Annotated in this window: 29 protein-coding genes; 10 read left to right on the top strand and 19 right to left on the bottom strand. The window is 61.9% G+C overall.

The window, feature by feature from the left end; translation table 11 throughout:
• Positions 1-125: 125 nt before the first annotated feature.
• Complete coding sequence (locus NKH12_RS03010) at positions 126-470, bottom strand: RidA family protein (RefSeq protein WP_352951827.1); 345 nt, start codon at positions 468-470, stop codon at positions 126-128.
• A gap of 226 nt (positions 471-696) precedes the next feature.
• On the opposite strand from NKH12_RS03010, the gene aztA reads away from it, so the two are divergent.
• The 4 genes from aztA (at position 697) to NKH12_RS02990 (ending at position 3,891) form a co-directional block, all read left to right on the top strand.
• A complete protein-coding gene (gene aztA / locus NKH12_RS03005) occupies positions 697-1,503 on the top strand; it encodes a zinc ABC transporter ATP-binding protein AztA (protein ID WP_352951826.1) in 807 nt (268 codons plus the stop codon).
• Positions 1,503-2,378, top strand: coding sequence for a zinc ABC transporter permease AztB (aztB, locus tag NKH12_RS03000; RefSeq protein WP_352951825.1), 876 nt, complete (start codon positions 1,503-1,505; stop codon positions 2,376-2,378). The genes aztA and aztB overlap by 1 nt, the downstream gene beginning before the upstream one ends.
• 21 nt (positions 2,379-2,399) lie before the next feature.
• Positions 2,400-3,320 carry a metal ABC transporter substrate-binding protein gene (locus NKH12_RS02995; protein WP_352951824.1) on the top strand — a complete coding sequence of 307 codons (921 nt, stop codon included), beginning with the start codon at positions 2,400-2,402 and terminating at the stop codon, positions 3,318-3,320.
• A gap of 232 nt (positions 3,321-3,552) precedes the next feature.
• Positions 3,553-3,891, top strand: coding sequence for a protein tyrosine phosphatase family protein (locus tag NKH12_RS02990; RefSeq protein ID WP_352951823.1), 339 nt, complete (start codon positions 3,553-3,555; stop codon positions 3,889-3,891).
• On the opposite strand, the gene NKH12_RS02985 is transcribed toward NKH12_RS02990, so the two are convergent.
• Positions 3,888-4,355 (bottom strand): Lrp/AsnC family transcriptional regulator, encoded by a 468-nt coding sequence (locus NKH12_RS02985; RefSeq protein ID WP_292310674.1) that lies wholly within the window; start codon positions 4,353-4,355, stop codon positions 3,888-3,890. The genes NKH12_RS02990 and NKH12_RS02985 overlap by 4 nt on opposite strands.
• A gap of 141 nt (positions 4,356-4,496) precedes the next feature.
• On the opposite strand from NKH12_RS02985, the gene hppD reads away from it, so the two are divergent.
• Positions 4,497-5,609: a 4-hydroxyphenylpyruvate dioxygenase gene (gene hppD / locus NKH12_RS02980; RefSeq protein WP_352951822.1), complete on the top strand. Its 1,113-nt coding sequence runs from the start codon at positions 4,497-4,499 to the stop codon at positions 5,607-5,609.
• A gap of 49 nt (positions 5,610-5,658) precedes the next feature.
• A complete protein-coding gene (locus tag NKH12_RS02975) occupies positions 5,659-5,883 on the top strand; it encodes a type II toxin-antitoxin system Phd/YefM family antitoxin (RefSeq protein WP_352951821.1) in 225 nt (74 codons plus the stop codon).
• Between the two features lie 19 nt (positions 5,884-5,902).
• Here NKH12_RS02975 and NKH12_RS02970 read toward each other — a convergent pair whose 3' ends face one another.
• Genes NKH12_RS02970 through hmgA form a run of 7 tightly spaced genes read right to left on the bottom strand, consistent with a single transcriptional unit; the run spans position 5,903 to position 10,601 of the window.
• Positions 5,903-6,229: a BrnA antitoxin family protein gene (locus NKH12_RS02970; RefSeq protein WP_352951820.1), complete on the bottom strand. Its 327-nt coding sequence runs from the start codon at positions 6,227-6,229 to the stop codon at positions 5,903-5,905.
• Complete coding sequence (locus tag NKH12_RS02965; protein ID WP_352951819.1) at positions 6,216-6,473, bottom strand: BrnT family toxin; 258 nt, start codon at positions 6,471-6,473, stop codon at positions 6,216-6,218. Before NKH12_RS02965 ends, NKH12_RS02970 begins: the two co-directional genes overlap by 14 nt.
• A 53-nt stretch (positions 6,474-6,526) precedes the next feature.
• A complete protein-coding gene (locus NKH12_RS02960; RefSeq protein ID WP_352951818.1) occupies positions 6,527-7,075 on the bottom strand; it encodes a DinB family protein in 549 nt (182 codons plus the stop codon).
• A gap of 5 nt (positions 7,076-7,080) precedes the next feature.
• A complete protein-coding gene (locus NKH12_RS02955; protein WP_352951817.1) occupies positions 7,081-7,374 on the bottom strand; it encodes a hypothetical protein in 294 nt (97 codons plus the stop codon).
• Between the two features lie 4 nt (positions 7,375-7,378).
• The gene (locus tag NKH12_RS02950; RefSeq protein ID WP_352951816.1) at positions 7,379-8,392 is read right to left on the bottom strand and encodes a fumarylacetoacetate hydrolase family protein; all 1,014 of its coding nucleotides are present in this window, start codon (positions 8,390-8,392) and stop codon (positions 7,379-7,381) included.
• A complete protein-coding gene (locus NKH12_RS02945) occupies positions 8,389-9,291 on the bottom strand; it encodes an MBL fold metallo-hydrolase (protein ID WP_352951815.1) in 903 nt (300 codons plus the stop codon). Before NKH12_RS02945 ends, NKH12_RS02950 begins: the two co-directional genes overlap by 4 nt.
• The gene (hmgA, locus tag NKH12_RS02940) at positions 9,288-10,601 is read right to left on the bottom strand and encodes a homogentisate 1,2-dioxygenase (RefSeq protein WP_352951814.1); all 1,314 of its coding nucleotides are present in this window, start codon (positions 10,599-10,601) and stop codon (positions 9,288-9,290) included. The genes NKH12_RS02945 and hmgA overlap by 4 nt, the downstream gene beginning before the upstream one ends.
• Before the next feature lie 172 nt (positions 10,602-10,773).
• Here hmgA and NKH12_RS02935 point away from each other — a divergent pair, with 172 nt between their 5' ends.
• Entirely contained in the window at positions 10,774-11,211 is a 438-nt protein-coding gene (locus NKH12_RS02935; protein ID WP_352951832.1) for a MarR family winged helix-turn-helix transcriptional regulator, read from the top strand.
• Positions 11,212-11,215: 4 nt separating this feature from the next.
• Here NKH12_RS02935 and tdh read toward each other — a convergent pair whose 3' ends face one another.
• Positions 11,216-12,250, bottom strand: a complete 1,035-nt coding sequence (gene tdh, locus NKH12_RS02930; protein WP_254025083.1) for an L-threonine 3-dehydrogenase — start codon at positions 12,248-12,250, stop codon at positions 11,216-11,218.
• Between the two features lie 52 nt (positions 12,251-12,302).
• The gene (locus tag NKH12_RS02925) at positions 12,303-13,490 is read right to left on the bottom strand and encodes a glycine C-acetyltransferase (RefSeq protein ID WP_352951813.1); all 1,188 of its coding nucleotides are present in this window, start codon (positions 13,488-13,490) and stop codon (positions 12,303-12,305) included.
• A 292-nt stretch (positions 13,491-13,782) separates the two neighbouring features.
• Here NKH12_RS02925 and NKH12_RS02920 point away from each other — a divergent pair, with 292 nt between their 5' ends.
• Entirely contained in the window at positions 13,783-15,855 is a 2,073-nt protein-coding gene (locus tag NKH12_RS02920) for a putative bifunctional diguanylate cyclase/phosphodiesterase (protein ID WP_352951812.1), read from the top strand.
• Between the two features lie 54 nt (positions 15,856-15,909).
• Here NKH12_RS02920 and NKH12_RS02915 read toward each other — a convergent pair whose 3' ends face one another.
• From NKH12_RS02915 to NKH12_RS02905, 3 genes are all read right to left on the bottom strand, one after another.
• Positions 15,910-16,368 carry a type II toxin-antitoxin system VapC family toxin gene (locus NKH12_RS02915; protein WP_352951811.1) on the bottom strand — a complete coding sequence of 153 codons (459 nt, stop codon included), beginning with the start codon at positions 16,366-16,368 and terminating at the stop codon, positions 15,910-15,912.
• Between the two features lie 18 nt (positions 16,369-16,386).
• Positions 16,387-16,629 carry a type II toxin-antitoxin system Phd/YefM family antitoxin gene (locus NKH12_RS02910; RefSeq protein ID WP_352951810.1) on the bottom strand — a complete coding sequence of 81 codons (243 nt, stop codon included), beginning with the start codon at positions 16,627-16,629 and terminating at the stop codon, positions 16,387-16,389.
• A 342-nt stretch (positions 16,630-16,971) separates the two neighbouring features.
• Positions 16,972-19,017 (bottom strand): oxidoreductase, encoded by a 2,046-nt coding sequence (locus NKH12_RS02905; protein WP_352951809.1) that lies wholly within the window; start codon positions 19,015-19,017, stop codon positions 16,972-16,974.
• A 138-nt stretch (positions 19,018-19,155) separates the two neighbouring features.
• Between NKH12_RS02905 and queF the strand changes: the two genes are divergently transcribed.
• Positions 19,156-19,617, top strand: coding sequence for a preQ(1) synthase (gene queF / locus NKH12_RS02900; protein WP_123151602.1), 462 nt, complete (start codon positions 19,156-19,158; stop codon positions 19,615-19,617).
• 29 nt (positions 19,618-19,646) lie between these two features.
• Here the strand turns inward: queF and NKH12_RS02895 are convergent, their stop codons facing one another.
• The 5 genes from NKH12_RS02895 to NKH12_RS02875 all read right to left on the bottom strand — a co-directional run bounded on the left by NKH12_RS02895 (position 19,647) and on the right by NKH12_RS02875 (position 25,232).
• Positions 19,647-20,831: a mandelate racemase/muconate lactonizing enzyme family protein gene (locus tag NKH12_RS02895; RefSeq protein ID WP_352951808.1), complete on the bottom strand. Its 1,185-nt coding sequence runs from the start codon at positions 20,829-20,831 to the stop codon at positions 19,647-19,649.
• A gap of 10 nt (positions 20,832-20,841) precedes the next feature.
• Positions 20,842-21,378 carry a YqhG/Tai3 family protein gene (locus NKH12_RS02890; RefSeq protein ID WP_352951807.1) on the bottom strand — a complete coding sequence of 179 codons (537 nt, stop codon included), beginning with the start codon at positions 21,376-21,378 and terminating at the stop codon, positions 20,842-20,844.
• On the bottom strand, positions 21,378-21,857 hold the full coding sequence (locus NKH12_RS02885; protein ID WP_352951806.1) for a DUF3828 domain-containing protein: 480 nt from the start codon (positions 21,855-21,857) through the stop codon (positions 21,378-21,380). The genes NKH12_RS02890 and NKH12_RS02885 overlap by 1 nt, the downstream gene beginning before the upstream one ends.
• A 132-nt stretch (positions 21,858-21,989) precedes the next feature.
• Positions 21,990-23,639: an ABC transporter substrate-binding protein gene (locus NKH12_RS02880; protein WP_352951805.1), complete on the bottom strand. Its 1,650-nt coding sequence runs from the start codon at positions 23,637-23,639 to the stop codon at positions 21,990-21,992.
• A gap of 42 nt (positions 23,640-23,681) precedes the next feature.
• Complete coding sequence (locus tag NKH12_RS02875) at positions 23,682-25,232, bottom strand: trimethylamine methyltransferase family protein (RefSeq protein ID WP_352951804.1); 1,551 nt, start codon at positions 25,230-25,232, stop codon at positions 23,682-23,684.
• A 92-nt stretch (positions 25,233-25,324) separates the two neighbouring features.
• On the opposite strand from NKH12_RS02875, the gene NKH12_RS02870 reads away from it, so the two are divergent.
• Positions 25,325-26,227 (top strand): LysR substrate-binding domain-containing protein, encoded by a 903-nt coding sequence (locus tag NKH12_RS02870; RefSeq protein WP_352951803.1) that lies wholly within the window; start codon positions 25,325-25,327, stop codon positions 26,225-26,227.
• Positions 26,228-26,499 lie beyond the last annotated feature (272 nt).

Here is a 26,499-nt window from a genome sequence, read left to right as displayed (position 1 = left end):
TGTCCTCGAATGGCATCTCGAACCCCCAGCGCAAAGCGCGCCAAACTGTTCGCGATGTCCTCGCACACCTGTTCGCGATGTCCCCGGTCCAAACACCCCCAAGTGGGAGGGTTAAGAGCCGCATCTCAAACCGCAGCGGTAACGATGATCTCGACCAGATATTCCGGCCCGGCAAGCTTGGCCTCGCCGGTGGCGCGGGCCGGGGTATGGCCCTGCGGCACCCACTTGTCCCACTCCGCGTTCATCTCTGCAAAGGTGCTCATGTCGGCCAGCCAAATGATCGCCTGCAGGATCTTGGTCTTGTCCGTTCCGGCCTTGGCCAGCAATTCGTCGATAGCCGCCAGAATGTCCCTGGTCTGGGCGCCGACGTTTCCGCCCGGCTCGCCCACCTGACCGGCCAGATAGACGGTGTTGCCGTGGATGACGATCTGGCTCATGCGCGGGCCAACATCGATGCGACGAATGCTCATGGGATGTTTCCTTCTATTGTCGGTTGCGCCTCTTTAGAGTCGCCGTCTGCCGGGGGCAAGGTCGACTGAGTGAATCCTCTTGAGCCAGCAGGGCATAGGCGAAAATAGGCACACGGCAAATTGCTCCGATCGCCGCAATTCCGCCCGATTGGCTTGTTGACTAATGTAATAACATCACATACCAATCTGCCGCCGCCGTACCAGTCGTGCCCCCACGGATCGTCACATGACCAAAACCTGCCTGACCTTCCGCGATCTGACGCTGGGCTACAATAGCCATCCGGCGATCCATCATCTTGACGGCACGATCCGCCGGGGGTCACTGACCGCCGTCGTCGGCGCCAATGGCTCGGGCAAGTCGACCCTGATGAAGGGTATCGTCGGCGTGTTGAAGCCGATGGCCGGCACGGTTGTCCGGGCGCCCTGCGTGCGCGCCGCATATCTGCCGCAGCAATCGGAGCTCGACCGCTCCTTTCCCGCCCGGGTCGTCGATCTGGTTTCGCTCGGACTGTGGCCACGGCGGGGGCTGCTCGGCCGCTACACCAGGGAGGATCGCGATTCGGTCAGCCAGGCGCTGATGGCCGTCGGCCTCGGCGGCTTCGAGAAGCGCCCGATCGACACGCTGTCGGGCGGCCAGCTGCAGCGCACGCTGTTTGCCCGCGTTCTGCTGCAGGATGCCGACCTCATCCTGCTGGACGAGCCATTCAATGCCGTCGATACCAAGACGGTCGGCGATCTGATCGCGATGATCAAGCGCTGGCATGGCGAGGAGCGAACCATCATGGTCGTCGTCCACGATCTGGAGCTGGTACGGCAGAATTTCCCCGAAACGCTGTTGCTGGCGCGCCAGCCGATCGCCTGGGGCGAGACCAAGGAAACGCTGCGGCCGGAAAACCTGTTGCGCGCGCGCCGCTTCCACGAAGCCTGGGAGGAGAACGCGCCCTGGTGCGAGCCCGACAACCATAAGCACGGCGATCCTGCGCACGATCATGGGCACGACCATCATCACGGCTCCGGGCCGAGGGCGGCGTGATGGACACGCTCTACGGTCTTTTCATCGCTCCGTTCGCCGATTTCGCCTTCATGCAGCGGGCGCTTGCCGGGTCGCTGATGCTGTCGCTCGGCGCCTGCCCCGTCGGCGTCTTCCTGATGCTGCGGCGCATGAGCCTTTCCGGTGACGCCATGGCCCACGCCATCCTGCCGGGTGCTGCCGCCGGTTTCCTGTTCTATGGGCTGGAGATCCTGCCGATGACCATCGGCGGGTTGATTGCCGGCATTATCGTCGCACTTGGCGCCGGCGCCGTCTCGCGTTTCACCATCCAGCGCGAGGACGCCTCGATGGCGGCCTTCTACCTGATTTCGCTGGCCATCGGCGTGCTGATGGTGTCGATCCGCGGCTCCAGCGTCGATCTCATGCATGTGCTGTTCGGCACCGTGCTGGCGCTCAACAATGAGGCGCTGACGCTGATCGGCGGCATCGTGCTGGTTACGCTGGTCAGCCTCGCCATTTTCTGGCGAGCGCTGGTCGCCGAATGTCTCGACCCGCTGTTCCTGCGTTCGGTCAGCCGGCTGGGCAGCCCGGTGCATTTCATCTTCCTCGGCCTCGTCGTGCTCAACCTCGTCGGCGGCTTCCAGGCGCTCGGCACGCTGCTTTCCGTGGGGCTGATGATGCTGCCTGCCGCCGCCGCCCGCTTCTGGACCATGCGCGTCGAGCCGATGTGCGTGCTGGCGGTGCTGATTGGCTTTGCCTCTTGCGTCGCGGGGCTGCTCTTGTCCTACCACGTGTCGCTGCCTTCCGGTCCGGCCATCATCCTGTCCGCCGGCGTCGTCTATTTTGCCTCGATCCTGTTCGGCACGCGCGGCGTCCTGCGCGCCCGTATCGTCCATCACCGCCACAGAACCGCCTGATCCCAAAAAGGAGACCTTTCCATGCTGAAGTCGATCCGCGCCGCCTTGGCGATGAGCGTTATAACATTAACTGCCTTTGGCGCATCTTCGGCCTTCGCAGCGCCATTGAAAGTGGCCGCCAGCTTCACCATCATCGCCGATTTCGCCAAAAATGTCGGCGGCGACCGCATCAATCTGGTCACCATCGTCGGGCCGGATGGCGATGCCCATGTCTACGAGCCGAGCCCGGCGGACGCGGTGGCAATGGCGGGTGCGGATGTGGTGCTGGTCAACGGCCTGCATTTCGAAGGCTTTCTGCAGCGCCTGGTCGACGCCAGCGCCACCAAGGCGACAATCGCCGTTCTGACCAAGGGCGTCACGCCGATCAACTTCAAAGCCGAATTCGCCGATGCCGACGCCGCTGAAGGCGAAGACACCGATCCGCATGCCTTCCAGTCGATCGCCAATGCGAAAATCTATGTTAAGAACATCGCCGACGCCTTCTGCACCGCCGACGCTGAGGGTTGCGACAGCTACAAGGCCAATGCCGCCGCATACACCGCGAAGCTCGATGCGGTCGAAGGCGAAGTGAAAGCGGCAATCCAGTCCATCCCGGAAGAGAAGCGTGTGGTCATCACCTCCCATGACGCCTTCGGCTATTTCGAGAAGGCCTATGGCCTCACCTTCCTGGCCCCCGAAGGGGTCTCGACGGAGTCGGAGCCGTCCGCTGCCGACGTCGCCAAGCTGGTCAGCCAGGTGAAGCAGGACAAGGCGGCGGCGGTTTTCATCGAAAACATCACCAACGCCCGGCTGATCGAGCAGATCGCCAGCGAGACGGGCATCGCGGTGGGCGGCACGCTCTATTCGGATGCGCTGTCGCAATTCGACGGTCCGGCCTCGACCTATATCGACTTGATGCACAACAACATCGCCCAGATCAAAGGCGCGATCCTCGGAAGCTGAGCGGTCGACGCCGTCCGCTCAGTCGGGCTTGCGCACGTGGGGCAACAAAATGCTACAGCGTCCTTTGTGGATCCAAGGACGCGGGGTGCTGTAGGTAGCCCGGCTGGATTTCCCGCATGAGAATGTCTATCTGCGCAGCGGGATTTCTTTTTGCACGGATTGCCGCCCAGGCCTGGGAGTGGCAAGACTCCGCCCCTGGCCAGCAGGTATCGAACATTGCGAGGACGCCATCATGGAATATCGTCAGATCACCGAGGACTACTCGGTCGCGGGTCAGATCCAGCCCGATGAGGTCGCCGCCATCAAGGCCGCCGGCTTCAAGAGCGTCATCTGCAACCGGCCGGATGACGAGCAGCCCGGCCAGCCATCAGCGGACAGTGTCAAGGCAGCGGTCGAAGCTGCCGGACTCGCTTTCCGCTACATCCCGGTCATCAGCGGCCAGATCACGGCCGAGAATGTCGAGGACCAGGCCGAGGCGCTCGATGAACTCGAAGGCCCGGTCTTCGCCTATTGCCGTTCCGGCGCCCGCTGCACCAACCTTTACGGGCTGATCCAGCAATCGAAGGGCTAAATCGGTAGCGCGCCGGTTTCCTTCAGCGTTTCCAGCACGATCGCCGTCTTCACATGCTGCACGGATTCGTGCGGCAGCAGCACGCCGTTGACGAACTCCGACAATGACTTCAGGTCCGGCGTCACCACCTTCAGGATGTAGTCCATTTCGCCGGTCAGCGCGTGCGCTTCCTGTACTTGCGGCAGTCGCGCCACCAATTCGCCGAAGCGCTGTGCATTGTCGCGGTTGTGGGTGGCGAGCGTCACCGAGATGACATTGACCAGCGAGAAGCCGAGCTTATCGCGGTCGAGCACAGCCCGATAGCCCCTGATGTAACCGTCCTCTTCCAGCCTCTGGCGCCGGCGCGAACATTGCGACGCCGACAGGTTCACCCGTTCCGAAAGATCGTTGTTGGTCAGCCGTGCGTCGCCCTGCAACAGAGCCATTATCTTGCGGTCAAACTGATCAACGCGCGCATCATCCATGGATTCCTCTCCATACGTGCACAGTTCGCGCATCACTCGAGCATTTAAAGCGTGTGAATGCAAGCACCATGCGCCCGTTCCGCGCTATGATTACCCGGAAATGGCCTTTTCCGGCCACAGAGCTTTTTGGAGGACAACACCATGGGCCCCTTCCCACACGACGCACCGCCCGCAAAGATCAGCAAGGCCAATCCCGCCGGCACCGACGGCTTCGAGTTCGTCGAGTTCGCGCATCCCGAACCGGAAAAGCTCGCCGAGCTTTTTACCCGCATGGGCTATGTGCCGGTAGCCAAGCACCGCACCAAGGACATCACCGTCTGGCGGCAGGGTGACATCAACTATGTCGTCAATGCCGAGCCCGGCTCGCATGCGATGAAGTTCGTCGACAGGCACGGCCCCTGCGCGGCCTCGATGGCCTGGCGGGTGGTCGACGCCAAGCACGCGTTCGACCATGCCGTCGCCAAGGGTGCCACATCCTATGAGGGCGTCGACAAGGCGCTCGACGTACCGGCGATATCAGGCATTGGCGGCTCGCTGCTTTATTTCATCGAAACCTACGGCGAGAAGGGCTCGGCCTACGATGCCGAGTTCGACTGGCTGGGCGCGCGCGACCCGAAGCCGGAAGGCGTCGGCTTCTATTATCTCGACCACCTCACCCATAATGTCTATCGCGGCAACATGGACAAATGGTGGGATTTCTATCGCGATCTGTTCGGCTTCAAGCAGATCCATTTCTTCGACATCGACGGCAAGATCACCGGCCTGGTCAGCCGCGCCATCACTTCGCCCTGCGGCAAGATCCGTATCCCGCTCAACGAGTCCAAGGACGAGACCAGCCAGATCGCCGAATATCTGAAAAAGTATAATGGCGAAGGCATCCAGCACATCGCCGTTGGCACGGATGAGATCTACGGCGCCACCGACAGGCTGGCCGCCAACGGGCTGAAGTTCATGCCCGGCCCGCCCGAAACCTATTATGAGATGTCTCATGCCCGCGTGCACGGCCATGACGAGCCGATCGAGCGGATGAAAAAGCACGGCATATTGATTGATGGCGAAGGCGTGGTCGACGGCGGCACGACCAAGATCCTGCTGCAGATCTTTTCAAAAACCGTGATCGGCCCGATCTTCTTCGAATTTATCCAGAGGAAGGGCGACGAAGGTTTTGGCGAGGGCAATTTCCGCGCGCTGTTCGAATCGATCGAGCAGGACCAGATCAAGCGCGGCGTGCTGAAGGTGCAGGCGGCGGAGTAAGGCGGCAGGACTTCTTGCGATTCGGTCAGTAGTAGCTCAGACTCTGGCCATGAACATACCGATCGCAGAGGCCAAGGCAAGACTGTCGGAACTCGTCAGGCGCGCGGAAGCCGGCGAAGAGATTGTGATTATCCGTCGTGGCAAAGTCGCGGCGCGGCTCGTGCCGCCGGCCATGTCGGAGTTCCTGCCTCGCACCGGCGCCATGAAGGGCGCAATCCAGATCGCCGACGATTTTGACGAACTCGGCCCCGAATGGGACGAGTATGCGAAATGACGGCCGTCACAGGCAACGTTTATTTGGCTAGGCCGGCGGCTTTGCGCAGAATGTCGTTGATGCGGCTCTGCCAACCGGGACCGCCCGCACGAAAGCGGGCGACTACGTCACTATCGAGCCGGAGTGTCACCTGCTTCTTCGGATTGTCGAGCGCCGGCCGCCCGCGCGAGCGGCGAATGCTTTCGGCGAGGTCCGGAAAAACTTCAGCAAAGGGACGAGCGTTTTTGAAATCCTCCTCAGTCCATTCGGGGTTGTCCGAAACGGCGTCCCAATCTTCCTTGGTAAAACCCTTGCCTGGCTGAAATTCGCTGTCAGGCTTCGTAGTATTCAGCTTAGGTTTTGCCATCGAACAATCTCCTTTCCGCCTGGTTGGCCGGCCGCATCGAAATTATAGAAATGCCCTCGGTGCCCAGCCGGGCAAAAACCACAGCGACAACGCCACCGACTACGGCACCAATCGCCATGACGCGGCCGGCTCTGGCCGTCCGGATCGTCGAGGCAAGGAAGAACTCTTCATCCAGCGCTGCGAAATCCAATCCGTGTTTCTCTATGTTGGCCAACCGCTTCGGTTCGTCCCAAACGATCCTCATCAGAATTTATGTATCTACAATAATTATTTCAATAATTTTCGTAACTACAATAATTATTTACCACCATCCAGATTCAGCCGCTCGACCTCCGCCTGCCTGAGCCTCAGATCATAGTCGAGAAAGAACTCGTCGAGCTGCGGCGGCTTCACCGACGTGCCGGACAGCATGGCGTGCACCTGGCCGCGATGATGGATGTCGTGGATGAAGAGGTGGGCGAGCAGATCGCCGATGCGCTCCGGTATTTTTCCGTCCTCGCGCCGGTCGGTGATGACGCGGCGGTCGAGATCATCCACCGACAAATGATCGCAAAAGGCGATCAGCCGCCGGTCGGCCGCAACCTGGGCGGGAAACAGCGCTTGTGGTTCATCGAACGGCACGAAATCGTCATGGGCCGCGGCGCCAACGCCGCCCTGTTCTAGAAAATCGAGATAGAGATAGTCGACCGCCAGGATGTGGTTGAGCGTTGCCTTGATCGACGGGAAGAAGCTGGTGCGCTCGGCTTCGAATTCACCGGGCTTAAGCTGCAACACGGCGCGATAGAGCCGGTCGTTCGACCAGAGATTGTTGGCTGCCATGCGGCGGAAATGGTTCAGCAAGTCCATGGACTTCACTCCGCTGACTGGACCAAAGACACGCCCGCCCACAGAAGCGCAAATCCGGCGAGAACGATCAGCAGAAGCCGATTCATGCGCCGCCGGATGGCTTGCGTTTCCTGATCCCGCGCGACGTTGATGTTGGTGACCGTGTGGAACATCATTGCGTTGCGCGGAAAGCCGCTGCGGTTGGTAAGGCCGGGCGAACGCGCCTCGATGCGATAGCTCAGCCGGAACGCCTGGATGAAGATCGCCAGCATGAGAAGAGCCCAGACAACGCAAAGAAGATAGACCGTCCCGCCTGTCATTCTCTTATGCCCCGTATTTCTCGACCTTCTGCTCGATCGCACCAAAAATCGAATGTCCGGTCCGGTCCTTCATCTCGATGCGCACCGTATCGCCAAAGCGCAGGAACGGAGTTGCGGGTTCGCCGGTTTCGATGGTCTCGATCATACGCAACTCGGCAATGCAGGAATAGCCGGCGCCGCCTGCCGAGACAGGCTTGCCAGGGCCGCCGTCGAGCTTGTTGGAGACCGTGCCCGAACCGAAGATGCTGCCGGCGGCCAGCGGCCGGGTTTTCGCGGCATGTGCAATCAGCGCCGGAAAATCGAAGGTCATGTCGATGCCGGCGTTTGCCCGGCCAAACGGCTTGCCGTTGAGATCGACCAGCAGGGGCAGTTTGACCTTGCCGCCATCCCAGGCTTCGCCGAGACCGTCCGGCGTCACCGAGACGGGCGAAAAAGCCGAGGACGGCTTTGATTGGAAGAAGCCGAAGCCCTTGGCAAGCTCTGGCGCGGTAAGGGAGCGCAGCGTGACGTCATTGACCAGCATGACCAGCCGGATCGCGGCTCTTGCCTCATCGAGGCTTGCCCCCATCGGGACATCGTCGACAATGACGGCGACCTCCGCTTCTATGTCGATACCGAAAGCCTCGTCGGTCGCCCGGATCGGATCACGCGGCGCGATGAAACTGTCCGAACCACCCTGATAGATCAGCGGATCGGTCCAGAAGCTTGCCGGCATTTCGGCGCCGCGCGCCTTCCGCACCAGTTCGACATGGTTCACATAGGCCGAGCCATCGGCCCATTGGTAGGCGCGCGGCAGCGGCGAATGGGCGTCATGCTCGTGAAAACGCGCTGACGGCACCGCATTGTTCTCCAGCGATTCCGCCATGGCGGCCAGATGCGGCGCGATCCGGCTCCAGCCGTCGAGCGCCGCCTGCAGCGTTGGCACCAGAAACGAGGCATCGGTGAACCGCGTCAGGTCGCGCGAGACGACGACCAGCTTTCCGTCGCGCGTCCCGTCCTTCAATGTGGCAAGCTTCATGCGGTTTCCTCTCCTGATGCGGCTTTGGTGCCGCTTAATCCCACAACAAGGCCGTCGTGGGCGATCGTCAAGTCGCCGGCCCATGTTTTCCTGACGGCGGCAATCCAGTCGGCCTCGCCGATCTCGGGATCGTCGGCCGGAATGAGGTGGTTGAGCACCAGTCGCCTGACCCCGGCGTCGGTGGCGATGCGCCCCGCCTGCCCGGCAAAACTGTGGCTGGCGAGCAGATGTTCCCTCAGCCGCGCGCCATTGCCGGTTTTCGCAACCAGCCGCTCGATGCCTTCTTCCAGCATGGCTTCATGGACGAGGATGTCGGCACCTTTGGCAAAATCGGCCAATGGCGGAAAGAATGCCGTATCGGCCGAGAACACGACCCTTTGTCCGGCATGCTCGAAGCGCAGCGCAAAGCAGTCGGTCACCGGCGGATGGTCGACTCGCAGCGCCGCAACCTTAAGGCCACGTTCCTTCATCACCCCGCCTTCGCCGAACTCGATGATCGAAACCATATCTTCGATATCAGGCCGGCCTTCGTCGGCGATGCGGACCTCGATGTCGAATTCCATCGCCTGACAAAAGCGCTGCCAGTAATGGCCGGTGCCGGGCGGGCCGAACACGGTGACCGGTGTCGCCAGACCCGCCGTCCAGGCGGTGTGGATCAGCGGTCCCAACTCCAGCACATGGTCGGAATGCAGATGCGTGATGAAGATCAGGTCGAGTTCCTTCAGGCTGAAGCCAGCATCGGCCAGCCCGCGCGTCACGCCTAGCCCGCAATCGACCACGACGGTGCGGCCGCCGATCTCCAACAGCGACGAACTCGGCCACGGCCCGCCGGGCCGGAGTGCCGGGCCGCCTTTGGAGCCCAGCAGCACCAGCCGATCCCGCGTTGGATCAGCGCTCAAGACCAGTCGCCCTCGGGCGTGCCGTTGAAGCGCTTTTTCAGATCGGCCCAGCAGTCGATGTAATTCTCTTGCCGGGTCTCAACCTCGGCGGCGTAGCGGGTCAGCATCTGCGGGAATCGCGTCTCGAACATGAAGGCCATGGTGTTGTCCAGCTTGACCGGTTTCAGCTCAGCGCGCGAGGCCTTTTCGAAGCCAGGGGCATCAGGCCCGTGGGCCAGCATCAGATTGTGCAGGCTGATGCCGCCCGGTACGAAGCCCTCCTCCTTGGCGTCGTACTGGCCGTGGATCAGGCCCATGAACTCGCTCATGATGTTGCGGTGGTACCAAGGCGGGCGGAACGTGTTTTCGGCCACCAGCCAGCGCGGCGGGAAGATGACGAAGTCGATGTTGGCGGTGCCCTCCTCGCCGCTCGGCGCGGTCAGCACCGTGAAGATCGACGGATCGGGATGGTCGAACAGGATCGCACCAACCGGCGAAAACGTGGCTAGATCATATTTGTAGGGCGAATAATTGCCGTGCCACGCCACCACGTCCAGCGGCGAATGATCGAGTTCAGTGACGTGCAACTGGCCGCACCATTTCACGATCAGCCGGCAAGGCGTCTCCTTCTCCTCGAACCAGGCGCAAGGCGTCTTGAAATCGCGCGGATTGGCCAGGCAATTGGCGCCGATCGGGCCACGATCCGGCAAGGTCAGCTTGGCGCCGTAATTCTCGCAGACATAGCCGCGCACTGTTTCATCGACCAGTTCGACCTTGAAAACGAGGCCGCGCGGCAGCACCGCGATCTCGCCGGGTCGCAATTCGATGACGCCCATTTCGGTGACGAAGCGCAGGCTGCCGACCTGCGGCACGACCAGCAGCTCGCCGTCGGCGTTGAAGAAATGGTCGTCGACCATCGAGCGGTTGGCGACATAGACATGCGCCGCCATGCCGGTCTGCCCGAGCACGTCGCCGGCGGTGGTGATCGAGCGCATGCCGGCAATGAAGTCGGTCGGCTCCTTCGGCATCGGCACCGGATTCCAGCGATACTGGCCGAGCGCCAGCTCGTGATCGCCGATATTCGGCGCGCTCTTCCACAGCGGATAGGTCGCTGGTTTGAAGCGGCCGGTGTGCCTGACGCTCGGCCTGATGCGATAGAGCCAGGAGCGCTCATTGGTGCCGCGTGGCGCGGTGAAGGGCGAGCCGGAGAGCTGCTCGGCATAGAGACCGTAGGCCGGCCGCTGTGGCGAATTCCGCCCTTGCGGCAGCGAGCCAGGCAAGGTTTCGGTTTCGAAGTCGTTGCCGAACCCCGGCATGTAGGAAAAAGCCATGGTTTCCTCCCGGATTCACACTGCCAGAGCGTCTTTTGTGCGCCCACGAGGACGCGCGGCGCTCTGGATTGACTAAACTGGTTTCATTTGTAACCATTGAAAATGTAACCATCAACTACTTAAAGATGCGGCGGCTACGAAAATGACGACCAAGCGCGAGACCTCAGAGGAACTGGAAATTCTCGAACTCGAAAGCTTCCTGCCCTACCGGCTCTACCGGCTCGCCGATGCCGTCAGCCGCGAATTCTCCAGGATTTACAAAGATCGCCACGGCCTGACGCGGCCCGAATGGCGCACGCTGGCCGGCCTCGGCCAGCACGGCAGCATGACCGCAACAGCGCTCGGTGAGCAGTCCGCCATGCACAAGACCAAGGTTTCGCGCGCCGTTGCCGAACTCGAACGGCGTCGCTGGCTCACGCGAAAACCGGATGAAAATGACCGCCGCATCGAGCACCTGACGCTGACTGGAGCGGGCCTCGCCGCCTATCGCGAGATGGTGCCGCTGGCAAAGGCGTTCGAGCGGGAATTGCTGGCAAAACTCAGCGCTGGCGAGCGCACTGCGATCACAAATGGATTGGGTGCACTCAAGGAGGCTCTGGGCAAGGATTAGGCGCTTACCAGTCCATCACCACCTTGCCCGAATTGCCGCTGCGCATCGCGTCGAACCCGGTCTGGAAGTCGTCGATGCCAATGCGGTGGGTGATCAGGCCGCTGACGTCGAGCGGGCCCTGCACCAGCGCGATCATCTTGTACCAGGTCTCGAACATCTCGCGGCCGTAGATGCCCTTGAGATGCAGCATCTTGAAGATGACCTTGTTCCAGTCGATCTCGAAGCCGGTCGGCGCGATGCCTAAAATGGCGATCTTGCCGCCGTTGTTCATGGCGTCGATCATGTCGCGGAAGGCGGGTGCGGCGCCCGACATTTCGAGGCCGACGTCAAAACCTTCGGTCATGCCGAGCGCCGGCATGATATCGCGCAGCTTTTCCTTCGACGCGTCGACCACATGCTGGACGCCGAGCTTTTTCGCCAGTGCCAGCCGCACCGGGTTGATGTCGGTGATGACCACTTTTCGCGCGCCGACGCACTGCGCCACCAGCGCACCCATGATACCGATCGGCCCGGCGCCGGTGACCAGCACGTCCTCGCCGACGAGATCGAAGGACAATGCGGTGTGGACGGCATTGCCTAAGGGATCGAAGATTGCGGCGATCTCGTCGGGCACGTCGTCGGGGATCGGCACGACATTGTGCTGCGGGATCGCCAGATATTCGCCGAAGGCGCCCGGCCGGTTGACGCCAACGCCGAGCGTGTTGCGGCACAGGTGCCCCCTGCCCGCCCGGCAGTTGCGGCAGTGGCCGCAGACGATGTGGCCTTCGCCCGAAACACGCTGGCCGATCTTGTACTCGGTCACCGCCGCGCCAAAGTCGGCGACCGTGCCGACGAATTCATGGCCGGTCACCATCGGCACCGGCACGGTTTTCTGCGCCCACTGGTCCCAATTGTAAATGTGGACGTCGGTACCGCAGATCGCGGTCTTCTTGATCTTGATCAGAACGTCGTTCGGGCCGATTTCCGGCACCGGCACCTCTTCCATCCAGATGCCCGGCTCGGCCTTGGCCTTGACCAGCGCCTTCATCATGTTCGACATTCTTTTGTCCCTTGAAACTCTTGATCCGGAATCGCTTTTCGGTTTCGGCCGTTCAGGAAATCACGCCGAGTTCGCGCCCGACCGCACCGAACGCCTCGACCGCACGGTCGATGTCGGCGCTGGAATGGGCGGCCGACATTTGCGTGCGGATGCGCGCCTGGCCTTTCGGCACCACCGGAAACGAGAAGCCGATGACATAGATGCCGCGCTTCAGCATGCGCGCCGCCATCTCCTGCGCCAGCGTCGCATCGCCCAGCATGACCGGGATGATCGGATGATCGGCGCCGGCAAGCGTAAAGCCGAGCTTACCCATTTCAGACCGGAAGTGCGCCGCATTGGCATAGAGACGCTGACGCAGCGAATCGCCATTGCCGATCAGTTCGAAAACCCGGATCGAGGCGCCGGCGATCGCCGGCATCAACGTGTTGGAAAACAGATAAGGACGCGAGCGCTGGCGCAACCACTCAACCACCTGGCTCTTGGCCGATGTGTAGCCGCCCGACGCGCCGCCCAATGCCTTGCCGAGCGTGCCGGTGATAATGTCCACCCTGCCCTCGACGCCACAATGCTCGGCCGAGCCGCGGCCGTTCCTGCCAACGAAGCCGACTGCATGGCTGTCATCTACCATCACCATTGCATCGTACTTCTCGGCGAGATCGCAGACGCCCTTCAGATTGGCGATGATGCCGTCCATGGAAAATACACCATCAGTAGCGATCAGCCGAAAACGGCAATCCCTTGCCTCCTTCAGCCGCGCCTCCAGGTCGGCCATATCGTTGTTGGCATAGCGGAAGCGCTTCGCCTTCGACAGCCGCACGCCGTCGATGATCGAAGCGTGGTTCAGCGCGTCGGAGATGACCGCATCCTCCTCGCCGAGCAGCGTCTCGAACAGGCCGCCATTGGCATCGAAGCAGGAGCCGTAGAGGATCGTATCCTCCATGCCGAGGAAGCCGGAAATCGTCGCCTCGAGCTGCTTGTGCTCTTCCTGTGTGCCGCAGATGAAACGCACCGACGCCATGCCGTACCCGTAGCGGTCAAGCGCCTGCTTGGCCGCATCGCGCAATTCGGCGCTGTCGGCGAGCCCGAGATAGTTGTTGGCACAGAAATTCAGCACCTTTTCGCCGCCCACCTCGATCTCGGCCGACTGCGTCGAGGTGATCACCCGCTCGGATTTGTAAAGGCCGGCCGATTTCAGCCCTTGAAGCTCGCTGTCGATATGGGAGAGGAATGCCGCGCTCATGATCAGGCCCTGTTGAGATTTGAATGGACTGTCGCCCCTCGCGGGCGAAAAATCCACCGCAAAAGCGACCGCTTCAGTGCCGCGACGGCCAGTGGCCAGAATGCCGCCCCAGAATGAGGCCAAATGGCGGATATTCAAATGCAGTTGCGGCACGAAAGAACGCGATAACCATTTCGCGAGCTTTCCACCGCTGCCGCTATCGCAGCTCTGTCGACTTCCGGAGCTGTTAACACTTTCAAGCCAATGGTTCTCACACCTAACAATCTGTCGGCGAGAGGGACCGCCCCAGAAAATGTCGCAGCAACCGGCGCAATCCATTTCGGGCAGGCTCATACTGTTGATCAAGGCCGGCTATTGGCTGGCGCTGCTGATCATTGCAGCCATGGTGATGGCCTCCTTCATCCTTCTCCAGCAGATGATGGCTGCCCAGCGGCACGACGGTACGCTGCTCGATATTGTCGGCATGCAAAAGACGCTGTCGCAACGCATTGTCTTCCTTGCAAACGCTGCAGGTGCTGCTTCGCGCAACCAACAACCGGCTCTGGTCACCGCATTCAAACAGGCCACGGCGGAGTTCGAGAGGAACTACGACCTTCTGCTCGAGCGGATCGTCGCCGACCCGGCGTCACCGGCAAGGTTCGATCCAAAGTCAGTCGAGAGCGTGCTTTTCGCCAAGCCGTTTCATCTCGATTACTTCTCGGTCGGGCTTATCGCCAACGGCCAACGTCTGATCTCGGCGTTTGAATCACGACTCGGTATGGCCGATAATGGCGGCTACAAGGGCGGCGGCGAACGCGTTAACCTCGACGCTTCCATCGCCAATGCGACCCTGTCGGGCTATGCGGCACTCGGCCAGCGCATCAGCGCCCATGCCGATGCGCGATCGGAAACACTTCTCGATCTCCATCGAACGCTGTTCTACACCACCATCGGCGTCATCGTGCTGGTGGCACTTTTCATCTTCAGGCCGATGTCGAACGTCATTCTGCGCAAGACGCATGAACTCATCGATGCCCGCAATTCCATGGCCTTCATCGCCGTGCATGACGGCCTTACCGGCCTGCACAACCGCACCTTCCTGACCGACCATTTCGATACGCTGATCAAGGGGGCACAGCGCCGGCGAGAGCGGCTTGCGGCGGTCCACCTCGACCTCGACCGGTTCAAGCAGATCAACGACACGCTTGGCCACGCCGCCGGCGACTATGTGCTGGTGGTGACGGCGCAGCGCATGCGCGATTCGTGCCGGGCGTCGGATCTCTGCGTGCGTCTCGGCAGCGATGAGTTCGTAATGATCCTCAATGGTGCCGGCGGCACCGAGGACATCAACATGGTCGCCAGGCGCGTCCTGACGCAGATCAATGAACCGATCGTCTTTCAGGGCACGACCATTCTTCCAGGCGCCAGCGCCGGTGTCGCCGTCTATCCGATCGACGCCGACAATGCGCAAGATCTGCTCGTCCATGCCGATCTCGCGCTCCACTCCGCCAAGAAGCAGAGTGGCGGCAGCATCTCATTCTTCTCCGAGGAGTTGCGGCATGAACTCGATCTCCGCAAGCAACTCGAGCATGACATTAGGATCGCGATCGCGGAGAAGGCGTTCCAGGTTTATTTCCAGCCACAGGTTTCGTTGTCGAACGGCACGATCGGCGGCATCGAGGCGCTGGTTCGCTGGGAACATGCCGAACGCGGCATGATCGCCCCGGGCGAGTTCATTCCGGTTGCCGAAAAATGCGGACTCATGCCTGCGATCGGCCGCATTGTCATCGCCAAGGCAATCAGCGAGGCGGCCGAGTGGAACCGCGCCCGTGTCGCCTTTGGACGGCTCGCCGTCAACGTGTCCGGCTCCGAATTGCGTGAGCCCGATTTCGACGCCTTCCTCTTCGGCGTGCTGGAAAAAACTGGCCTGCCGCCACAAAAACTGTCACTGGAAATCGTCGAATCCGTCATTCTCGACGACGAGAAGACCGGCATCGCGGCAAAGCTGCGGCACATTCGCGCCGCCGGTGTTCATCTCGAACTCGATGATTTCGGCACCGGCTACGCGTCGCTCAGCCACGTCAACCCGAACGAGATCGACCGGCTTAAGATCGATCGCCGCTTCGTCCAGAATATCAATGAGAACGACGACAACACCAAGATCGTGCGGGCCATCACCGAACTCGCCCGCGGCCTCGGCATCTCGATCGTCGCCGAGGGCGCCGAAACCGAGGCCGAGCTCGATTCGCTGATGGCGATCGGCTGTGACCAGGTGCAGGGCTATTCCATCGCCTTCCCGATGCCGCAGGACACGGCACGCGAATGGCTGGTCGCGCGGGCGCCGAAGAAAGCCAGGCTAACGCTGCTGCGGGGAAGCCGGGCGTAAGGCGCCAGCCTTGACACGCCTCTTCGGAAATGGCGGGCTGACGGGTGAGTCCGGCTAAGGCCGATCTGCCGCTGACTGCCGCAATGGCGGCAAGTTCTTCAGCGGGTTGAGCATCGGCACCCCGAGCGGTGCAAAATGACGCTCGTTGTCGGTCAGTATCGTCAAACCGTGGACCTCGGCCGTCGCGGCGATCGCTATGTCTTCGAACCCTGGCCGATGCGCCCTTGCCCGATCAAGGATGGACCCGGCGGCATGTGCGGCGCGCAAATCGAAGGGAAGAACTCTTTGTCCATAAAGGTGCTCGACCGCTTGCCACCAATTGCGTAGCAAAGCCGCCTTTGTCGTCGCACCCTCGCGCTCGGCCTTGGCTATCCCTGCAGCGATTTCGGATACAGTGACAACGGACAGGAACAGGTGTCCGCTGGCTTTGTCGAGCCATGTTGCCAGCGCTGCCCGATCCGCCTTCTTGGCCGGAGCGATTGCCGAGATGATGTTGGTATCCAGCAGAAACATCAGGACCAATCGACTGCGTTACAACGCAACCTTGCGAACCTGTTTGCGAAAACGGGGAGGAATATCGCCTTTGTCACCGGGAAAAGCCGCTAGTAATTGTCCGAAGCTAGGCACTCGCGACAGCCGTTCGTAGTCTTCGAACGACAGGATCACGGCCTGCTTGCGCCCGCGACGCGTGATGACGGCAGGTTCTCCCGCGACGGCCTGATCGACCACCGCCGAAAGCGTAGCCTTGGCATCCTTCAACTGAATTTCGCGCATGCTGTTACCCCAGTTTATGACCACTGTGGTCATAAATAGCATCGCGAGCCCACTGAAACAATACGTCCGACAGTTGGGATCAATCAGGCAGCTTGCCGGCACTGACGCGGCGACGGAAACCCAGCTGCGCGCGAAGATGACACGAGGCGAACGCATCGCTGCTGGTCATCACCGTACTTTGTATGGCTACCGCCAGGCTTTTCTGAGCGGGGCCCGCCGCAATTGACAAGATCGTACGATTTCCGGCCGCAAGCCGGCGGCGTGCGCGGCGCGCAGATCGGACCAACGTGCCTGGTGGCTCTCCGTGCGGAGGCTGGGCTGCGCGCCACCAATCAACAGTCCTCAGATCCGCAATCCGAACCGGATGCCGTCATAGATTGCGGCGTGGATGTTGCGCGAGGCGACCGCATCGCCGATGCGGAAGAGCACGAAACCACCTTGCGGATTGCGCGCCGGAAAAATGTCGCCACCACCGACCAGCCGCTCGTAATCGACCGCGCCGCCGTTCTTCGACAGCGGTTTCAGTGCGAGATAGAGATCATCGAGCGGCAGCGTGCCGTGCTCGACCACCACCTGATCGACCCGCCGCTCGCCGCGCCAGCCGTCGGCGAAGTCTGAGCCGAGCTCCGCAACCAGTTGATTGCCCTCGCGCCGCACCGAACGCAGCCGCGTGTTGATGGTTATGGTGACGCCCTTCTCCTGAAAGGCGCGCATATAGGGCACGTGGTTCATGCCGCCCATTTCCGGGGCGAAGAAGCGTTCGGGCGAAACCAGCTCCAGCTTTGCACTGCTATTGGCGATCAGCTCGGCGGCACCCATGCCCTGATGGCCGCCATTGTCGTCGTAGAGCAGCACGTTCTCGGCCGGCTTGATGCTGCCGGCCATGATATCCCAGCTCGAAGTGACGAGATTGTCGCCCGCCGCCAACGGCGGGTTCTGCGGCAGGCCGCCGGTGGCGACCACCACCACGTCGGGCGACAGCGCCAGAACATCGTCCTTCTCCGCCCAAGTGTCGTAGCGGATCTCGACGCCGAGCCGGTCGAGTTCGGCCAGCCGCCAGTCGATGATGCCGATCAGCTCCTTGCGGCGTGGGTTTTGCGTCGCCAGCCGCACCTGGCCGCCGGCTTGGCTCGATGCTTCCAGCACCGTCACCTGGTGCCCGCGCTCGGCAGCGACACGCGCCGCCTCCAGCCCGCCGGCACCGGCGCCGATGACGACCACCTTCCGCTTTGGTCCCTCGGTTCTCGGGATGATGTGCGGGATATCAGCCTCCCGGCCGGTTGCCGCGTTGTGGATGCACAGCGCCTCGCCGCCCTCATAGATGCGGTCGAGGCAGTAAGTGGCGCCGACGCAAGGGCGGATTTCGTGCTCGCGGCCCTCCATCACCTTCCGAATAATGTGCGGATCGGCGATGTGGGCGCGGGTCATGCCGACCATGTCGAGTTTGCCGGTGGCGATGGCGTGACGCGCGGTGGCAACGTCGGAAATACGCGCCGCATGGAAGGTCGGGAATTTCGTCGCCGCCCTCACCTCGCCGGCGAAGTCGAGATGCGGCGACGACCGCATGCCGGTCACCGGGATGACCTTGGTCAGTGCGGCATCGGTTTCGATCGAGCCGCGGATGATGTTGAGGAAGTCGACCTTGCCGGAGCCGGCCAGTCGCCTGGCGATCTCGACACCTTCCTGTTTCGAAAGGCCCTTCTCAAAATCCTCGTCGGCGACCATGCGGACGCCGACGACAAACTTTTCGCCAACCGCCGCCCGCACGGCGTCGAGCACCATACCGGTGAAGCGCAAGCGGTTGTCGAGCGAGCCGCCGAAATCGTCGTCGCGCTGGTTGGTGGCCGGCGACCAGAAGCCGTCCATCAGGTGGCCATAGGCCTCGAACTCGATCCCATCGAGGCAGGCGGCCTGGCAGCGCTGCGCGGCGGCGGCGTAGTCGGCGACGATGCGCTCGATATCCCAGTCCTCGATGGTCTTGGGGAAGGCGCGGTGCGCCGGCTCGCGCACCGGCGAGGCGGATAGCACCGGCAGCCAGTCGGCCTTGTTCCAGCCGGTGCGGCGGCCGAGATGGGTGATCTGGATCATCACCTTGCAGTCATGCTCGTGGCAGGCATCGGCGAGCTCGGTGAGCCAGGGCACGATGTGGTCGTCATAGACATGCAGATTGCCAAAGGCGGCAGGGCTGTCGCGCGAGACGATCGCCGAGCCGGCGGTCATGGTCAGCGCCATGCCGCCCTTGGCTTTTTCGGCGTGGTAGAGCCGGTAGCGCTCTTTCGGCATGCCGTCCTCGGAATAGGCCGGCTCATGGCTGGTCGACATGACCCGGTTCTTCAGCGTCAAATGTTTGAGCTGATAGGGCTGGAGAAGCGGATCGTTGGTGGTCATCGTCTTCCTGCTGTTTCAAATTGTGCTAAAGAGCGGCAAATTTTTGTTTTCGCGCATGTCGTATCCCAAAACCGCTGCGCACCCTCGGGTCAGGCCCGTGGACAGGCTTTTGGGCGACATGCAGTAAGGAACCCGCCCATGACCGATACGAAAAACCTTACCCAGCTCGGCACCAACGTCGAGGCGCCACAGAGCCCTGAAGCGGCAGTCCTGGAAACCGTGCCGTTTTCGCGCGGCGACGGGCCGCCGGCCATCGTTCGCTTCACCTGCCCGGAGTTCACCTCGCTCTGCCCGGTAACCGGCCAGCCGGATTTCGCCCATATCGTCATCGACTATGCACCCGATACGCTGCTGGTGGAATCGAAGTCGCTCAAGCTGTTCATGACCTCGTTTCGCAACCATGGCGCCTTTCATGAAGAGTGCACCGTCATGATCGGCCGCCGCATCATCGCCGCGACCAAACCACTGTGGTTGCGCATTGGCGGCTATTGGTATCCGCGCGGCGGCATTCCGATCGACGTGTTCTGGCAGACCGGCGCGCCGCCTGAAGGCGCGTGGCTGCCCGACACCGGCGTCGCACCCTATCGCGGGCGCGGCTGAGCCTGAGTTTCTACGGAACGTATGTTGCATCAGTTGAGCGGCAGCCGGCGGTAGCGGCCGGGATTGTTCGGGTCGCTGAAATGGCCCATCGGCCCGTGTTCAGCGAAGTGCCCGGCCCAGCGCTTCATTGCAGTGGGGTCGAGTTCGACGCCCAGCCCGTTGCCCTCCGGCACACGCACCGTGTTGCCGGTCTGCCGGAACGGACCGTCCTTGATGACGTCTCCGATCTGCCAGCGAAACAGCGACTGCGATGCTTCGGTGATCCACGGCGTCGCAGCGACGACATGCAGATAGGCCGATGTCATGATGCCGAGATCGTTCGAATAGCACCAGAACCCCTTGCCCATCGCCTCGCAGGCGGCAATGAACTTCAGGGTTTTCGACAATCCGCCAAGTGCTGCGAAATTGCAGACGAAGTAATCCGGCGCACCGAGCGCGACCGCTCGTCTGAGATCCGGGATGTGCGTGGAAAACGGAATGCGCGAATGCTGGCGCAGCGCCGCCATCTCCTCGAAGGTCGCGACCGGATCCTCGTAGTTGCGGATGTTGAACGGCTCGATCTCGCGCAGCACCCACCGCGCCGTGGTCAGCGACCACTGCATGTTGGAATCGAGTTTGATCTGCGCCTTATCACCAAGCGCCTCGCGCAGCATGCGCACGGTCCTGATCTCGAGCTCGGGATCGCCCATGATCAGCTTGCCTTCGAAGATGGTCGAGCCATGCTCCTCGCGCATCTTTAGGCAGTACTCGACGATCGCTTCGGACGTCATCTCGCCACCCGCTCCGCCCCGCGCGGCGCGAAACGAAAAATATTCCGAAAACGGAATGTCCTTGCGCACGGCGCCGCCAAGGATTTTGTAGAGCGGCATGCCGAAGACCTTGCCTCTGATGTCCCACAGCGCCAGTTCGACGGCGCCAAAGGCCACCGAAGCGGCATTCTCGCCGGTGTTGGCGGTGATCTGCCAAGGCGGCACGCAGCGCGCCTCGCAATCGGCGATGTCGAGCGGATCGGCGCCGATCAGCGCCGGCGCGATCTCGGCCTTGATCACCTCGCCGAAATGCCACCACGGCGCCTCGCCCAGTCCGACCACGCCTTCGTCCGTTTCGACCTCGATGATCGACTTCGAGGCGCCGCCGTAGAGACCAGCCGTCCACCAGAACGGGGCGTCTAGCGGAACGTTGACATGGGTGACGCGGATATTGGTGATCTTCATCGGTTCGCTTTCACTCGCACTGGTACTGACTGAGCGCCCATTCGCCGGTCACCGACAGAAGATCCGTGATCTTCCAATCGTCATCGATCTTCTTGAGTTTCCATTCCAGCCGGTGCGGATTGCCGGCAAGGACAAAGGCGACGACCACCTTGGCCTCGTCGCCCTTGACCGCTTCGATAGTCTTTAGGCTCTTGTCGATCTCGGCCCTATCGTACGCCGCATTGTCCAGCGCCATGTTGGGATCGAGACACTCGCCCTGCCCCGATTTCCGCAGCGCATCGCTTTTGTCGAGCACCGACTTCGCCGGATCGGCGAAGTGGCTGCGCTGGGCCGGATCGAGCTCGAGCCCTGCATGCTCGTAGAACGGTTTCACCACCGCCGTCGGCGAGCCCGGCTGCGCCGGCGCTGCCGGGGCCCCATCAGTCGGCAGGGACGCGGCCGGCGCATTTGCGGGCGGCGCGCCGATCAGGTCCTGAGCAGCGGTGCTGCTCAAACCCGCCGCCAGCAGGCACACAGTCGCCAGGGCCAGGGGCGCGGGCCATGGCATCACTCCGGAGTCTGGCCGGCGAGGCATTCGAGCGCACTCAGCGTCCAGCCGCTGGTCTTCGAGGTGATGTCGGCGACCTTCCATTTGCCGTCAACTTTCTTCAGCGACCAGACCATTTCGCGTTTGGAACCATCGCCTTCCGGGAAAAGGTTGAACGTCACTGTCACACTGGCACTGTCGCCATCCACCGCTTCAGACAGCTTCAGCGTCTTGGCGACGGTCTTCTCGTCATAGTCCTGCGCGTCGAGACCCGGGGCGAAGTCGATGCAAGGCACTTCGTCCGGCTTGTTCTTCTGTGCCTGGTCGTTGAGGTCGAACAGCTTGGTCACCGGCTCGGTGAAACGGTCGCGGTATTTCGCGTCGGCCTCGAACTTGACCTCGGGCATGTAGAAGAACTTCACCGCATTGGATGCCGGCCCGGCCAAGGCGGCCGCAGGCGCTGCGATCGAGAGAACGGCGGCCAGCACAGTCAGTCTCATCCGATAATCTCCAGGCTTTCGTGGTGGGAACCGTCATACCACGAATCCTGCATTCCGGCTTTTTTGCAGCCCATGAAATCCGCCCCATGAAATCCCACTTGGGCGTTAACTCAGGCGCCCTTGGGCGCTAGCTCAAGCGTCCAGCCAGACATTCTGGAGGTCCATCTCGAAAGTCTGGTGGACGGCGTAATTCTTCACCTTTTTGTTCATGTGGCTATACAGCTTCTGCCAGAACGGCTGCACGATGACGCCCGAATCCTGCAAGATCTGCTCGACATCCTTCATCACCTCGCGGCGCTTCTCCACGTCGATGAGCGACAGAGCCTGCTTGAGCTTGGCATCGAAATCGGGATTCGAATACGCCGTTTCATTCCAGGCCTCGCCGGTGCGATAGCCGAGCGCCAACACCTGAACGCCGAGCGGGCGCATGTACCAGATGGTCATGGAATAGGGGTATTTCGTCCAGTCGTTCCAGAAGGTCGATCCCGGCAGCACCGTGCGCTTCACCTTGATCCCGGCATCGCGCAGCTGGCCGGCAATCGCATCGCCGGTGTTCTTTTGCCAGTCGTCCTCAACGGTGATCAGTTCATGCTCGAAATCGGCCTGTCCGGCCTCGGCCATCAGCGTCTTGGCGCCCGCCGCGTCGCGTGTCTTCTTTGGCAGCGGGTAGTATTCCGGATGAATCGGGCTGACGTGGTGGTTTTCACCTGGGGTGCCGCGCCCGGCGTAGCCAAGTTCGAGCACCGCATTGTTGTCGACGGCCATTTGCAGCGCGTTGCGCACTCGCTGGTCATCATAAGGCTTGTGCGTGATGTTGGTCCGGGCAACGAGCGTGGTCGCTGTCGCGACCTCCGATTTCACCAGATCCATCTGGTCGAGGATGTCGATGAAGTCGGCGGGTGTCTCGAAATTGACGTCGATCTCGCCGGATTCGAAGGCATTCACCGAGGCGTTGAAGTCAGTGCCGTAGTCGATGAATTCGACGCTGTCGAGCGGCGCTTCACCGCCCCACCACTTGCCATTCTCGCGTCGCTTGACGATTGCGTTCTGGCCGACCGAATAAGACACAAGTTCGAAAGGCCCAGTGCCGATCGGCTTGGCGATCGGATCGGCGCCGTCGGCATCGAATTTGCGGTGGACGACGAGCGCCGGATAGTCAGTGAAATTCGGGATCAGCGAGATGTCAGGTTCGTTCAGCTTCAGCTTGACCGTGTTGTCGTCGACCTTGGTGATCGCGCCCTCCTTGGCCTTGCCGGTTTTTGCGTCGATCAGCGCACCGACGCGCGCGGCCATCGAATTGCCGGAGGCTTCCTTCTCGCACCAACGCGTCAGATTGTAGACGACATCATCGGCGTTGAAAGCATCGCCGTTGTTCCAGGTGACGCCCTTTCGCAGATGCAGCACATATTCGGTGGCGTCATCGTTGACGTCCCAGCTTTCGAGCAGGACCGGCTCGAATGTGAACTGGCGGGTGTAACGGACAAGCGGCTCGAGCCAGCAGCGCGAAATATTCGCAAGTTCCACCCAGTCGTAAGTGCGCGGATCCTTCTGCGCCTTCACCGACATCGATACGCGCAGCGTTCCGCCTTTCTTCGGCTCTTCGGCGAAAGCCTGTTCCGGCATCGCAAGACCGATCATACCGTAGGCAAGGGCAGTCGATGCCCCGAACGTGCTTGCCAGCGCCAGAAATTCGCGCCGGTCCATCCGGCCTGAGCGGGCCTCCTTAGCCATCGCCTCGATCGCATTCGGCACGCGATCACCGTTGCTTCTGAAGAGTGCCATTTTTTCCTCCCTTATGGTTTCGTCGGGTCTTCGCCCTTCGCATCAACTAACGCTGTCAGGCAGCTTCCCCTCGCGGCGCGCGATGAAGTCTGTCAGGCCGTCGGCGATGCCCTCATCGAGCTTCGGCTCCTCATAATCCGCGAGCATGTTGCGCGCTTTCTCGCGGCCGCGCGTGTCGTGGTCCTTTGCCCCTTCAGCCTTCCACTGTTCATACGAATTGAAGTCCATGATGCTGGGCATGAAGAAGGCGGACTCGAAATGTTCAAGCGTGTGCTGGGTGCCGAGGAAGTGTCCCTGCGGCCCCACCTCGCGGATCGCCGCCATCGCTTCCTTGAAATCGTCGAACGGGAGGCCGCCAGCATATTTGTACCAGCCAACAAGCTGTTCGCAGTCCGTAGCAAATTTTGAATAGCCGCAGGTCAGGCCGGCCTCGAGCCATCCGGCGGAGTGCCAGATGTAGTTGGCGCCGGCAAGGATGGCGGCATGCATCAGCATGTTCGCCTCGTAGCCCGCCTGGGCATCGTTCAGCTTCGACCCGACATGGAAGCCCGACGTGCGCCATGGCAGCCGGTATTTCCGCGCCAGTGCCCCCATCAGATACATCATCTGGGCGGCCTCTGGCGTGCCGCCCATGGGTGCTCCGGTCTTCATGTCGACCGTGACCATGAACTGTCCGTAGATCTGCGGCGAACCCGGACGCAGCAACTGCGTGAACGCGACGCCGGCCAGCGCTTCCGCATTGACCTGCGCGACCGCGCCGACGGCAGAGGCCGAAGTCGAGGCGCCGCACAGCGCGAACGGCGCCAGGATCAGTGGCTGGTTGTGGCGCGCATAGACCTTCATCGCGTCCAGCATGGTGGCGTCCCAGACGAGCGGCGAATTGCAGTTGGTGATCGCCACCAGCACCGAATTGTCGCGGACATAGTCCTCGCCGAAGACGATGCCCGCCATCGCCATCGTGTCTTCGGCGCGATCCTTTGATGTTACGATGCCCATGAAAGGCTTGTCGGAATGCTTCAGCGCCGAATGCATGATGTGGAGGTGACGCTTCGGCACCGCAATTTCCATCGGCTCGCAGATGATCGAGCTCGACGAGTGCAGCGCTGGCGCCATGTAGGCGAGCTTATGGAAATTTTGAAGGTCGCCGAGCGTGCCATAGCGCCTGACGTTGTCGAGGTCGCGCACATAAGGCGCGCCATACATCGGCACGAAGATGGAGTTGTTTCCGCCGACGCGCACCGAACGCTGCGGATTCCTCGCATTGAGCGTGAACTCCGACGGGACCTTCGATACGAGCTCCATCAGGAGGGCGCGGTCGATCCGGACTCTTGTGTCTGAGACGTCGGCTCCCGCGGCCTTCCACAATGCAATGGCCTCGTCGTCACGGAACTCGCATCCCACTTCTTCCAGGATGCTGAGCGACTCCTGATGGATCAGTTCCACCGCCTCGTCCGGGACCATCTGATACACCGGAATCTTACGGACCAGCGTCGGAAACGACGCCATGGGAGTTCCCCGCAGCGCCTTGCGGCCCAGGCGGCCGCCACCTCGGCGGCTGGCGTGTTCGGTGACTTCGGCGGCCGGTGCGTTCATGGCAATTCTATCCTCCCAATGACGACCAGCCTAGCGAGAGGAAATTCGGCTGTGACGCTGGAAAATCCTGATCACTTGTATAAGCTCAGCTTATGCGAAGCTTGCGCCATCTGCTACCGTCGGCCGGCAGCCTGATCGTTTTCGAGGCGGCCGGCCGGCTGTCGAGCTTTACCGCTGCGGGGCGAGAGCTCGGCATGACGCAGGCTGCCGTGTCCTATGCGATCCGCGGGCTTGAAGAGCAGCTCGGCGCGAAACTCTTCCAGCGCCGCCATCGGCAGGTCAGCCTTACCGAAGCCGGCGATCGCTTCCACGCCGACGTCTCGCTCGGCCTGTCGCACATCCGCAGGTCAGCGGAGAACCTGCGCCTGCAGGCGACTGGCGGCCATGTGACGCTCGCCGCGTCGACGGCCTTCGCCTCGTTCTGGATGATGCCGCGCCTGCAGCAGTTTCGCGACGAACTGCCGGGCATCGACCTGCGCATCCAGACCGCCGACCGCGATCTCGACATCATCGCCGAAGATATCCCGCTCGGCGTCCGCGGCGGCGAACCCAGGGAGTGGCCGGACTATCATTCGCTGCGGCTCGCCGACGAGGAAATATTCCCGGTCGCGGGCGCGAGCTATGTGGCGCGTTTCGGACTGCCGGAAACCGTCGAGGCTCTGCCATCACACCGGCTCATCCATCTCGAAGAGCCGTTTCGCGAGGCCGCGAGCTGGGACGAGTGGTTCCACTCGGCCGGGGTCAACATCACCGATGCCGGACGCGGCTTGCGCATCAATGACTATGCGCTGGTGATCCAGGCGGTCATGGAAGGGCAAGGCATTGCGCTCGGCTGGGGTCACCTCGCCGCGCGCCTGCTTGCCTCAGGACTGCTGGTGCGCGTCACCGACCACACGATGACGACCGGCAAGGGCTTTCATATCATCTGGTCGAGAAACCGGGAGCTCAGCGACAATGCTCGCAAGGTGCGGGACTGGCTGGCCGCGCAGGCGTGAGGTTGTTTGGCAGTTGCTCTCCCAATTGACGCCGGCGGGACAGCGCCCTGGACAGCGCCCCCTCTGGCCTGCCGGCCATCTCTCCACGAGGGGGGAGATCGGACGTCCCTTTGGGCATTCGCCAATCTCCAGCGGCGTATAAGTGATCGAGGCGCCGAAACCGCCAATCTCCCCACGTGGGGGAGATGCCAAGTTTTTGCCAAGAGGGCAGGACAGAGGGGGGCGCGAAGGATCGCTGCGATCGGTCTAACTGCCTTTCGGCCATCAATGCA

This window comes from Mesorhizobium sp. M1322, from assembly GCF_040318085.1.
GTDB lineage: Bacteria > Pseudomonadota > Alphaproteobacteria > Rhizobiales > Rhizobiaceae > Mesorhizobium.
The sequence above is the reverse complement of the archived record's forward strand: the minus strand, read 5'-3'. Positions and strand labels throughout refer to the sequence as shown.